Source organism: Streptomyces chartreusis NRRL 3882, from assembly GCF_900236475.1.
Taxonomy (GTDB): domain Bacteria; phylum Actinomycetota; class Actinomycetes; order Streptomycetales; family Streptomycetaceae; genus Streptomyces; species Streptomyces chartreusis_D.
The window spans coordinates 1,521,987-1,533,919 of the sequence record NZ_LT963352.1 but is presented as its reverse complement, the minus strand read 5'-3'; the positions used below and the strand labels follow the sequence as shown (position 1 = coordinate 1,533,919).

The 11,933-nt window shown below is 69.8% G+C and carries 6 protein-coding genes; 4 read left to right on the top strand and 2 right to left on the bottom strand.

Features of this window, described 5'->3' with window-relative positions:
* Positions 1-18 precede the first annotated feature (18 nt).
* Both SCNRRL3882_RS06865 and SCNRRL3882_RS06860 read left to right on the top strand, forming a co-directional pair.
* Positions 19-987, top strand: coding sequence for a helix-turn-helix transcriptional regulator (locus tag SCNRRL3882_RS06865; RefSeq protein WP_040904062.1), 969 nt, complete (start codon positions 19-21; stop codon positions 985-987).
* 36 nt (positions 988-1,023) lie between these two features.
* Positions 1,024-2,895 (top strand): rhamnogalacturonan lyase, encoded by a 1,872-nt coding sequence (locus tag SCNRRL3882_RS06860; RefSeq protein ID WP_010045977.1) that lies wholly within the window; start codon positions 1,024-1,026, stop codon positions 2,893-2,895.
* A gap of 59 nt (positions 2,896-2,954) precedes the next feature.
* Here the strand turns inward: SCNRRL3882_RS06860 and SCNRRL3882_RS06855 are convergent, their stop codons facing one another.
* The gene (locus SCNRRL3882_RS06855; RefSeq protein ID WP_029181599.1) at positions 2,955-5,603 is read right to left on the bottom strand and encodes a cellulose binding domain-containing protein; all 2,649 of its coding nucleotides are present in this window, start codon (positions 5,601-5,603) and stop codon (positions 2,955-2,957) included.
* Between the two features lie 207 nt (positions 5,604-5,810).
* Positions 5,811-8,729 (bottom strand): glycoside hydrolase family 48 protein, encoded by a 2,919-nt coding sequence (locus tag SCNRRL3882_RS06850; RefSeq protein ID WP_029181598.1) that lies wholly within the window; start codon positions 8,727-8,729, stop codon positions 5,811-5,813.
* Between the two features lie 401 nt (positions 8,730-9,130).
* Here SCNRRL3882_RS06850 and SCNRRL3882_RS06845 point away from each other — a divergent pair, with 401 nt between their 5' ends.
* Positions 9,131-10,849 (top strand): glycoside hydrolase family 6 protein, encoded by a 1,719-nt coding sequence (locus SCNRRL3882_RS06845; RefSeq protein ID WP_029181597.1) that lies wholly within the window; start codon positions 9,131-9,133, stop codon positions 10,847-10,849.
* 139 nt (positions 10,850-10,988) lie between these two features.
* Positions 10,989-11,894, top strand: a complete 906-nt coding sequence (locus SCNRRL3882_RS06840) for a class I SAM-dependent methyltransferase (RefSeq protein WP_010045969.1) — start codon at positions 10,989-10,991, stop codon at positions 11,892-11,894.
* Positions 11,895-11,933: the final 39 nt, after the last annotated feature.

Sequence of the window (11,933 nt, the reverse complement as noted above, 5' to 3'; positions counted from 1 at the left end):
CACTGCCACCATGTGTCAGTGAAGTCCAGCCGACTCGTCTCGATCCTCCTGCTGCTCCAGACCCGCGGCCGGATGACCGCCGCGCAGCTCGCCGAGGAGCTGGAGGTCTCGGTCCGTACCGTCTACCGGGACGTGGAGGCCCTCGGTGCCGCCGGGGTCCCGCTGTACGGCGACGCGGGCCACGCCGGCGGCTACCGCCTGCTCGACGGCTACCGCACACGTCTGACGGGCCTCACCGCCGACGAGGCCGAGGCCCTCTTCCTCGCGGGTGCCCCCGGCCCCGCCGCGCAGCTCGGACTCGGCTCGGTCCTGGCCGCCGCCCAGCTCAAGGTGCGCGCCGCCCTGCCGCCCGGGCTGCGCCCGCACGCCGACCGGATCAGCGGCCGTTTCCACCTGGACGCACCCGGCTGGTACGCGGACGCCGACCACGCCCCTCACCTTCCGGCCGTCGCGGACGCCGTCTGGAACAGCCGCGTGCTGCACGTCCGCTACCGGGGCTGGCGCGAGCCCACCGATGTGGACCGCCGCCTGGAGCCCTACGGGCTGGTGCTGAAGGCGGGCCGCTGGTATGTCGTCGCCGGGCCCGGCCCACGTACCTACCGGGTCGACCAGATCCTCGAACTCGCCAACCGGGACGAGGAGTTCACCCGACCCGAGGGCTTCGACCTGGCCGCGTACTGGGCGGCGCACCAGCGAGACTTCCACGACCGGCTGCACCACGGGGAGGCGGTGGTGCGACTGGCCCCGGGGACGACGCTCTCCGGCCCGGCGGGGGAGGCCGTACGGCGCGGCGGACGTACGGACGACGACGGCTGGACACGCGCCACGGTCCCCATCGAGTCCGTCGACCACGCACACGCCGAGTTCCTGCGCCTGGGCGCGGCCGTCGAGGTGCTGGCCCCGGACGAACTGCGGTCGAGGATCGCCGGGACCGTGGCCGAACTGGCGAGGCGGTACGGCAACTCCGGTGCGTCCGGCGGCGACTGAGAGGCAACCCGCCCGTCCTTTCAGGAGGTCCGTCACGTGAAGCACCCGCACAGGCACCGCAGACGCCACCTGCTGCTCCCCGTCGCCGCCGTCACTGCGGCGCTCCTCGGCGCCGGCCTCACGTTCACCACCGGCGACACTGCCGAGGCCGCCACCGCCCGGCAGGCCGAGGAGCTGGACCGGGGCGTGGTCAGCGTCCACACCGGCAGCGGAAACCTGGTCAGCTGGCGCTGGCTGGGAACCGACCCGAACGACGTGTCGTTCAACGTGTACCGGGCCGGTACGAAGGTCAACGCGACCCCGATCACCGGCTCCACCAACTACTTCCACTCCGGCGCTCCCTCACACGCCGACTACACCGTCCGCGCGGTCGTGAACGGGGTGGAGCAGGGCGACTCGGTGCACGCGATCCAGTTCCGCACCGGCTACAAGGACGTCCCGATCTCTCCGCCCGCGGGTGGCACGGCCCCGGGCAACTCGCCGTACACCTACGAGGCCAACGACGCCAGTGTGGGTGATCTGGACGGTGACGGTGCGCTGGACATCGTGCTGAAGTGGCAGCCGACCAACGCCAAGGACAACTCCCAGTCCGGTTACACCGGCAACACGATCGTCGACGGCATCAAGCTCGACGGCACCCGGCTGTGGCGTATCGACCTGGGCCGCAACATCCGCTCCGGCGCGCACTACACGCAGTTCCAGGTGTACGACTACGACGGTGACGGCAAGGCCGAGGTCGCCATGAAGACCGCCGACGGCACCAGGGACGGCACCGGCGCGGTCATCGGCTCCTCCTCGGCCGACCACCGCAACTCCAGCGGATACGTGCTGTCCGGGCCGGAGTTCCTGACGATGTTCAACGGGCAGACGGGCAAGGCGATGCAGAGCGTCGACTACGTCCCGGGTCGCGGCACCGTCTCCTCCTGGGGTGACAACTACGGCAACCGTGTCGACCGCTTCCTGGCCGGCACGGCCTACCTCGACGGCGCCCGCCCTTCCCTGATCATGGCGCGGGGCTACTACACCCGCACGGTCATCGCGGCCTGGGACTGGCGAGGCGGCCAGTTCACCCGCCGCTGGACCTTCGACACCACCTCCTCCACCAACAGCGGCAAGGGCTACGACGGTCAGGGCAACCACAGTCTGTCCGTCGCGGACGTGGACGCGGACGGCAAGGACGAGATCGTCTACGGCGCGATGACCGTGGACGACAACGGCAACGGGCTGTGGACGACCAGGCTGGGTCACGGAGACGCCGGTCACGTCGGGGACCTCAACCCCTCCCGGGCGGGCCTGGAGTACTTCAAGGTCTCCGAGGACTCGAGCAAGCCCGGCTCGTGGATGGCCGACGCCCGCACCGGTCAGATCCTGTGGCAGACGGCATCCGGCTCCGACAACGGCCGTGGAGTCGCCGCCGACATCTACGCCGGCAGCGCGGGCGCCGAGGCCTGGTCCGCCGCGGACACGACCCTGCGCTCGGCCACCGGCGCATCGCTCGGCCGGGAGCCGTCCAGCGTCAACTTCCTGTCGTGGTGGGACGGCGACCCCGTGCGCGAACTCCTCGACGGCACCCGCATCGACAAGTACGGCACCTCCGGCGACACCCGCCTGCTGACCGGATCCGGGGTCTCCTCCAACAACGGCACGAAATCCACGCCCGTCCTGTCCGGCGACATCCTCGGCGACTGGCGCGAGGAGGTCGTCTGGCGCACCAGCGACAACACCGCCCTGCGCATCTACTCGACCCCGCACGAGACCAGCACGAAGATCACGACCCTGCTCCACGACACGCAGTACCGCACGGCCCTGGCCTGGCAGAACACGGCCTACAACCAGCCCCCGCACCCGAGCTTCTTCATCGGCAACGGGATGCCCACGGCTCCGCGGCCCACCGTCCACACCCCCTGAGACGCCGGTGGGTGCGCGCCCCGAAAGAGCACGCACCCACCGCCCCTCTCAACGCCGGGTCAGGCGACCGTGCAGTTCTGGTCGCCCAGCTTGAACGCGGTCGGTTTCGTGTTCGTCCCCGACGAGTTGGCCGTGAAGCCGAAGCTCACGGACGAGCCCGCCGCCACGGCCGCGTTCCAGCCGACGTTCTTGGCCGTCACCGTCGAACCCGACTGCGTGGCCTCGGCGTTCCACGCCTGGGTCAGCTTCTGGCCGTCGGCGAAGGACCAGCCGATCGACCAGCCGTTCCAGGGGGTGGTGCCGGTGTTGGTGATCTGCACGTCGGCCTGGAAGCCGCCCGACCACTGGCTCGCGACCTTGTACGTCACCTTGCAGGCACCGGCCGGCTCGGGGCCGGGCCCGGGCCCCGTGGTGCCGCCGTCGGAGCTGTCGCCGTAGATGACGCCACGGCCGTTGGTCGACACGTACACCCGGCCGTACACCCTCGGGTCGCCGGTGATGGCCGCACCCGTCCAGCCCCACTGGTGGGCGTCGTCGTTGATGCGCGTCCAGCTCGCGCCCTTGTCCGTGGAGCGGAAGATGCCGCGTACGCCGCCGATCTTCGCGCTGGTGTAGAGCGTCTGGTAGGAGGCGCCGGGGGCCGCCTTGCCGAAGCCGATGGTGTCGGCCTGCTCGACGTTCGACAGCTTCGTGAAGCTCGTGCCGCCGTCCGTCGAGTGCCACAGGCCGTACGCCCCGTCGTTCGCGCCGCCCGCCAGCCACACGTCGCCCTTCCCGCCGGGCAGCGCCTTGAAGCGGACACTGTCACCGCCGGGCAGCCCCGTCGCCGGTGACTCCTTGAACGTGGCCCCGCCGTCCGTGCTCACGTAGAACTTCCCGGACTTGAAGCCGTAGAAGGTCTTCGGGTCGACGCGGTCCGATTCGACGATCGCCCCGGAGGGGATCCCACCGGACGCCTGCCACGACGTGCCGAAGCCCGTCGCGTGGTGCACGCCGGCGCCCTCGGGGCTCCACACGAACCGGCTGCCGTCGGCCGCCGCCGCGACGGTGCCGCCGCCGCTCACGCCCGAGGGGTCGGTCCCCGCGAACCAATTGGCGCCGTTGTCCGTCGAGAACGCGATGTGCGGGCCCGAGTCGAGGTTGCCCACCCGGACGACCGTGTTCGGGTTCGACTCGGCGAAGTCCAGACTCGTGGTGGTCGTGAAGTTCGGCTGCGTGAACATCATCGACGGCACCTTGCCCAGGTCCGTGTGCCGGAAGCCGCCGACGTCACCGAGCGCGCTGAGCAGCGGGGCCCCGGACGGGGAAGAGGCGAGGTCGTTGACCGCCGTCTCCTCCAGCCCCTGCACCATCGGCCTGACGGCGAACTTCCCGCCGCTGTCCCAGTTCGTGAGGTTCTCGGTGCCGTAGATCGTCGCGCCCGTCCCGTACATCATGCGGTTGGAGTTGAACGGGTCGATCTCCAGGGCCTCCGTCATCCACCCCAGCTTCGGAGTCTGCTCCGGCGGCTGCGGGTTCGCGCCCCAGGACAGCCACGGCGAGGACGAGACGTCCATGGTGTAGCGGTTCTCGCGGTTGGGGTACGACGTGTAGTCCCACGCCTTGGTCCAGGTCGCACCGCTGTCCGTGGAGCGGAAGATCTGCGTGTCCGGCCACCAGGCGCTGTACGCGGTCGCCATCACCGTGCTCGGCTTCTGCCGGTCCACCGTCAGCCCGCTGAAGCCGTAGAACGTGTCGGCCTCCGCCACCGGGCTGATGTCCGTCCAGGTACCGGTCCCGGTCGCGTACCGCCACAGCTGCCCCTTGCCGCCGTCGTACGGGCCGCCCTTGTCGCTGTAGGCGAGGTACAGGTAGCCGTTCTTCGCGTCCAGGACGCCCTTGTGGGCGAGATGGCCGGTGGGCTGCCCGGCCAGCCGCTGCCAGGTCGCGCCCGCGTCCGTCGAGCGGTACACCGCGTTGTCCTTGTCGGCGACCCCGACGTAGATCGTCTTCGTGGCGCTGCCCGACGCGCCCGTGGACTCGTCGAAGGTGACCCAGACGATGCCCTGGTTGTCGGACGCGTACCCGGACGTGTCACTCGGATCCTGCACGTAGTCGCCGACGTTCGGGAAGTTCGTCACCTGCGACCAGGTGGCCCCCGAGTCCGTCGACCGCCACAGTCCCTTGCCGCTGGGCGCGCCCAGGTACAGCACGCTGTTGCGGTTCGGGTCGACGGCCAGCCGCTCGCCCATGCCCCGGCCCGGCATGTTGCCGCCCAGCTTGAACGGCAGGTTCGCCTTCTGCCAGCTCGCCCCCCGGTTGGAGGAGCGCATGACCGCGCCGTTCTTCGGATCCCAGCTGTTGGTGTACGTACCGACCGCCGCGTACACCTTGTCGGGATCGACGGAGTCGGAGGCTATGCTGACGACCCCGGTGTGCCCCCAGTCGTCCCACCCGACGGAGTCCAGCAGCGGCGTCCAGGTCTTCGACGCCTCCTGCCAGCGGTAGGCACCGCCGATGTCGGTACGGGCGTACGCGAGGTTCTTCTCGGTCCGGTTGAAGACGATGCCCGGAACGAATCCACCGCCGTCGATCCGGGCGTTCTTCCAGGAGTAGGTGTCGGCAGCGATCTTCACCGACGGCGGATCAGCGGCCAGGGCGCCGGGCGCACCGGACAACAACCCGGCCGCCAACGCGAGCACGGCGGTGAGAACACGGGTTCTTCGCACGGTGGGGTTCCTTCCGTGGGAGGGGGAACGTGCGAGAGCCGGGCAGCCCCCAGTGCGGGTGGGGACCGCCCGGCCGTGGCCCTGCGTCAGGTGCAGGGCCGTGTACGCAGAGCTTCGGACGCTGTTCAGAGGTGCGGGGAACTGCGCGACCAGCCACAACGGACCGGCAGCCGAAGTACCGCCCACCCCGCGGAGCGCCCGGCGGGGTTATTCGAGAAGCTCCGCGTACGAGCCCATGGCCAAGGCGATATCCGCCTGAGCCCAGAACCGGTGATACGTGAACGAGGGCACCGCACCGCCCGCGAGATAACTCTCGATCTTCGACCAGGCGGGATCGTCCTCGTAGAAGGACCGGATCGAGTCGAACGTCGACGACGAGTTGATCGCGTCACCGTTCGGCATCGTGCCCGTCCAGCCGCTCGGGATGTACACCGAGTCGTCGAACCGGTTGTAGTCCGCGCGGTTCTCCGGGACGGCGATCCCGAGATCGTCCTGGTGGTTGGCCCACATACCGTCCAGCAGCTTCTTCGCCGCCGCCGCGGCCTCCGTGTCACCGGAGCGGTCGGCGTAGTACGCCAGGGTCTTGGCGTACGCGGCCGCCACACCGACGTCGTTGGTGTAGTCGGCGACGGTGACGTGCAGCCCGCTGTTGGAGCCGGGGCTGGAGGCGTTCCAGGTGTCGGGCTGGCCCGACCACTGGAGCGTCGACGGGATCCTGAACGTGCCGTCCGGGTTGAACGTGGTCTTGGACAGCGCCCAGTCGACCCACTTGTCGAGGACCGTCTTGGCCTGCGCGTTCCCCGTCTGCTGGTACAGCTCGGCGACCCGCTCCATGGACCACGCCTGGAAGCCGAACCACTGGTTGGACGGCGGGTCGTGGTACACGGGCTTCTCGTCGTAGTACATGCCGTAGAACGTCGACTTCCCGGCGGGCGGGGTCGCGTACCGGCCCGCCCAGCTGTTGGTCGCGCCGCCCGCGATGGCGCCCTCGTCCGACTGCAGCCAGCGGTAGAACTCCAGCTGCCGGTCCATGGACTTGGCCCAGTCGGCCGCGCCCGTCGCCGACTTGGGCTTCAGCGGGGCGTAGTTGGCGAGCGCGTACGCGGCCAGCGGGTTCTGGTAGCCGCCGTGGGCGTGGCTGGAGCCGATGCGCCAGGCCCAGCCGGCGTTGGTGTCGGTGGCGCCGCCCCAGGCGTAGTACCAGGACATCAGGTAGAACGAGGCGTCCTTGCCGGTGCCCGCCGGGCAGGTCGAGGGACCGACGCAGTTGCCGACCTTCTTGAAGTACTTGTCGTACATCGAGTAGCGCAGGTAGTCGCCCATCTTGGCCGCCTTGGCGACGGTCCCGGAGACCTGCCCGCCCTTGCCCTGCTCCTTGGCCCACAGGTCCGCCCAGTAGGCGGCCTGCACGGCCCGCGCGTCGGCGTCCGGCGCGTTGGTGAACTTCCACTGCTTGGCGTAGGAGGCGTCACCGGTGAACAGGTCCAGATAGCCGTTCTTGCCGCCGAACTTGAAGGCGTCACAGGTCGGCTGCGGCACCGTCTCCCACACCGACTCCTGCGCGCCGCGCTGGAAGGTGTTGATGTACGACGGGCCGGTGTCCGAGGGGCCCGCCTCGCACTTGCCGGGCGCGTTGCCGTAGCCGTAGACGTTGTCCACGTCCTGCAGCCAGTGCATGCCGTAGACGTCGTCCGTGCCGTATGCGCTCTTCAGCTCGGCCGCGATCGGGTCCCGGCCGACCGAGACACCGGTGTCGAGCTTGGCCGGGTACTCGTTCGGCGTGTCCAGCTCGGGCGCGTAGGTCGCCGGCTTCGAGGCGTTGTAGAAGGAGTTGGTCGGCTGGTCGGCCTTGGTGGGGATCATGTACTTCTCCATGAGCTCCCACGCCCCGTTGAACTTGGACCAGTCGCCGGTCACCTTGCCGTACATGGCCTGGAGCCACAGGAGGTAGCTGTACGCCTCCGAGGTGGTCTCGTGACCGTGGTCCGGCGCCTCGACGATCAGCGTCTCGACCGAGTGGTAGGGAATGCCCTCGGGGGAGAAGTAACCGTTCGCCGGGTTGGTGATCTTCCCGTAGAGCTCCAGGAAGCGGGCGTCGTACACCTTGGCCGCCGCCAGCTGGGTGACGGTGACCGAGGCCTTGGCGTGGCCCGGGGCCGTCGACTCGAACACGGCGGAACCGCTACCGGAGCCCGCCGCCGTGACGGTCACCTTCTGTGCGGTGTTCCAGTTCTGCGGCGTGAAGGTGAGTGAGGCGCCGCCCGTGACCGACAGGCCCGAGTTGCCGCTCGCGCGGGCCGACGTCACCGTCACGTTGGAGGCCGGCTGCTTGGACAGCTTCACCTCGTACGTGCCCGACTTGCCGGACTGCACGCCGAGTTGGAGCGGCGAGGCGACGACGGTGGGGCCGGCGGCGACCGTGATGCCGACCGGGGTGGAGTCGGCGGAGGCGCCCATGCTGTCGTAGGCCTTCGCCACCAGAGAATGACTGCCCACGGTCAAGTTCGAGACCGACAGCGCATAGGGCGCGCTCGTGTCCGTGCCCAGCAGCTTGGTGTCGTCGTAGAACTCCACCTTGCTGATCGTGGCGTTGTCCGCGGCGGCCGCGGTGGCCGCCAGCGGGACCGCCTCGCCCTGGGTGTAGACGGCGCCGGCGGCCGGGCTGGTCAGCACGGCGATCGGCGGCTGGTGGGCGCCCGTGCAGGGGGTGCCGTTGACGGAGAAGGAGGTCGGCGCGGTGTTGGTGCCGCTGTAGGAGAACTGGGCGCCGGTGGAGACGGCGGCGCCCGCGGCGACCCGCGCGTTGTGGGCGGCGTTCTTGACGGTGATGTTCTGGCCGGACTGCGACCACGTGCCGTTCCAGCCGTTCCCCAGCTTCTGGTTGCCGGAGTAGGCGTAGGTCAGCGTCCAGCCGTCGATGGCGTCCGTGCCGCGGTTGGTGAGGGTGAGGTCCGCGGTGAAGCCGGAGCCCCAGTCGTTCGTCTTGTAATCGACACTGCACTGAAGTGCGGCCGCCTGCGCGGAAGTCGACCCTGAGGAGAGCATCGTCAACGGAAGCGCGAGAGCTGCGAGCGCGGCGGTCCACAGACGCCGCACGGCTCTCCGTCTCCGGGGTGGGGGATGCATGGTGCTGGTTCCTCCTTGCGGCTCGGAGAAGTCAAGGCTTGAACCAGTGGGAGCGCTCCCATAGTGAGGACGGGTGTGGTATCGGTCAAGGTCCTTGAAGAGTCGAAAAGATTCGACGCCGCTTGGTGAGCGAAAGTCAGTGCCTCCCCTGTTCTTTGCCGACACTTGCCGCTACCTTCCTTGACACCAGTGGGAGCGATTCCATCAGTCGGCGCGTCCGTCACGACGGGCCCGACCTGCAAGGAGTCGCTCATGCGACACCCCTCGCGTTCAGTACTTTTAGCCGCCGCCTTCGCGGTCGTCCCCGGCTGCGCGAGTGCCGGTGCCGGGTTCTTCACGTCCTTGTCGGAGCGCGCCCTGAACGGCTGACACCCCCACCACCGAAAGGGAAACCCGCACTCATGAGCCGTACGAGAACAGCGTTACTGGCCGCCATGGCCCTGGTGGCCGGAGCCACCGGCACGGCGTTCGCCGTCGACCCGGGCGGCATCGGCACCGCCGCCGTCCCCTGCACCGTCGACTACAAGATCCAGAACCAGTGGAGCACCGGCTTCACCGCCGCCGTGACCATCACCAACAACAGCGCCGCCAAGTCCTCGTGGTCGCTGAAGTGGTCGTACGCCGGCAACCAGAAGGTCACCAGCGGCTGGAACGCCAAGATCAGCCAGAGCGGTGCCGACGTCACCGCGGCCAACGAGAGCTACAACGCCCAGCTCGCGACGGGCGGTTCGGTCAGCTTCGGCTTCCAGGGTTCCTACACCGGCAGCAACGCGATCCCGGCCACCTTCACCCTCGACGGCGTGACCTGCAACGTCGACGGCGGCCCCGGCGGCCCCACGGATCCGCCGGACCCGGGCGGCCCCGCCAACCGGGTGAACAACCCCTACGAGGGCGCCAAGGTGTACGTGAACCCGGAGTGGTCCGCGAAGGCCGCGGCCGAGCCGGGCGGCAGCCGGGTCTCCAACCAGCCGACCGGTGTGTGGCTGGACCGGATCGCCGCGATCAACGGCGCGGGCGGCAAGATGGGCCTGCGCGCTCACCTCGACGAGGCGCTGCGCCAGAAGGGCTCCGGCGAACTCGTCGTCCAACTCGTCATCTACAACCTGCCGGGCCGGGACTGCTCCGCCCTCGCCTCCAACGGCGAGCTCGGGCCGACGGAGATCGACCGGTACAAGACGGAGTACATCGACCCGATCAAGGCGATCCTCGCCGACTCGAAGTACTCCTCGCTGCGGATCGTCACCACGGTCGAGATCGACTCGCTGCCGAACCTCGTCACCAACACCGGCAGCCGCCCGACGGCCGTCCCGCAGTGCGACGTGATGAAGGCCAACGGCAACTACGTCAAGGGCGTCGGCTACGCGCTCAACAAGCTCGGCGACGTGCCCAACGTCTACAACTACGTCGACGCCGGGCACCACGGCTGGATCGGCTGGGACGACAACTTCGGCCCCACCGCCACCATCATGAAGGAGGCGGCGACCGCCGAGGGCGCCACGGTGAACGACGTCCACGGCTTCATCACGAACACGGCGAACTACAGCGCCCTGAAGGAGAACAACTTCACCATCAACGACACCGTGGCCGGCAAGTCCGTCCGCGAGTCGAAATGGGTCGACTGGAACCGCTACGTCGACGAGCTGTCCTACGCCCAGGCCTTCCGCAACCAGCTGGTCTCGGCGGGCTTCAACTCGAACATCGGCATGCTGATCGACACCTCCCGCAACGGCTGGGGCGGCACCGCACGGCCCACCGGACCGGGCGCGACGACGAGCGTCGACACGTACGTCGACGGCGGGCGATACGACCGTCGCCTCAACACCGGCAACTGGTGCAACCAGGCCGGAGCCGGTCTCGGCGAGCGCCCGCAGGCCGCCCCTGCGGCGGGGATCGACGCGTACGTGTGGATGAAGCCGCCGGGTGAGTCCGACGGGGCGAGCAAGGCCATCCCGAACGACGAGGGCAAGGGCTTCGACCGCATGTGCGACCCGACCTACACGGGCAACCCGCGTAACAACTACAACATGTCCGGTGCCCTGCCGGACGCGCCGCTGTCCGGGCACTGGTTCTCCGCCCAGTTCCGGCAGCTGATGCAGAACGCGTACCCGCCGCTCTCGTGACCGGCTGAACGCCCCGTCCCCACGGGTCCGCCGGGGCTTTGCGCCCCGGCGGAACTTTTTTGCGGGAGCGGCAAGAGCGGTGGCCTTCTCCCGGTGCGTCGGCGCAGGCTGGCGGCATCCGAGGGAGAGGCTGACCACCATGGCGCACGACCACGACCACAACCACGAGTCCCGGCACGGCCACGGACATCACCACGGCCCCACGGACATCGACTGGGCCGAGATGGGCCCGAGGCTGGAGTCCCAGGCGGAGCTGTTCGCGTCCCTGTACGAGCGGGCCATGGCCTGGCTGGCGCAGGAGGTGACCGAGCCGGGCCTGATCGTCGACGCGGGCAGCGGGCCGGGCGTCGTGTCCTGCCTGTTCGCCGAGACGTTCCCGGGCGCGCGGATCGTCGCGGTGGACGGCTCCGAGCCGCTGCTGGAGCGGGCGCGGGCCCGGGCCGGGCGGCTGGGGGTCGCCGACCGCTTCGCAACGATCGCCGGCGAACTCCCGGACGTGCTCGACGAGCTGGACTACCCTGCCGACCTGCTCTGGGCGAGCCGCAGTCTGCACCACCTGGGCGACCAGCGGGCCGCCCTCACCGCCTTCGCCGCGCGGCTGGCCCCCGGCGGCACCCTCGCGCTCATGGAGGGCGGACTGCCCCCGCGGTTCCTGCCGCGCGACATCGGCATCGGCAGGCCCGGGCTCCAGGCGCGGATCGACGCGGTGGAGGCGGAGTGGTTCACACGGATGCGTGCGGAGCTGCCGGGCCATGTCGCGGTGGCGGAGGACTGGCCGGCTCTGCTGGCCGCCGCGGGCCTGAAGCACACCCGGACGCACACCTTCCTGCTCGACCTCCCCGCCCCCGCCTCGGACCGGGCCCGTGCCTATGTCGTGGCGTCCCTGTCGCACCTGCGGGAGCGGCTGACGGACGGGCTCGACGCGGACGACCTCGCGACCCTCGACCGGCTCCTCGACCCCGACGACGAGGCGAGCCTGCACCGTCGCCCGGACGTGTTCGTCCTGGAGGCCCACACGGTGCACACGGCGGTCCGGGCGGGGTAGTGACGGGCGTTGGGGCGGGCGCCGCCCCAACGCGGACTG

What these genes read in the sequence shown, in the direction of transcription:
- SCNRRL3882_RS06850 (WP_029181598.1), bottom strand. Translation starts at nt 8,729, where the DNA reads ATGCATCCCCCACCCCGGAGACGGAGAGCCGTGCGGCGTCTGTGGACC.
- SCNRRL3882_RS06840 (WP_010045969.1), top strand. Translation starts at nt 10,989, where the DNA reads ATGGCGCACGACCACGACCACAACCACGAGTCCCGGCACGGCCACGGA.
- SCNRRL3882_RS06845 (WP_029181597.1), top strand. Translation starts at nt 9,131, where the DNA reads ATGAGCCGTACGAGAACAGCGTTACTGGCCGCCATGGCCCTGGTGGCC.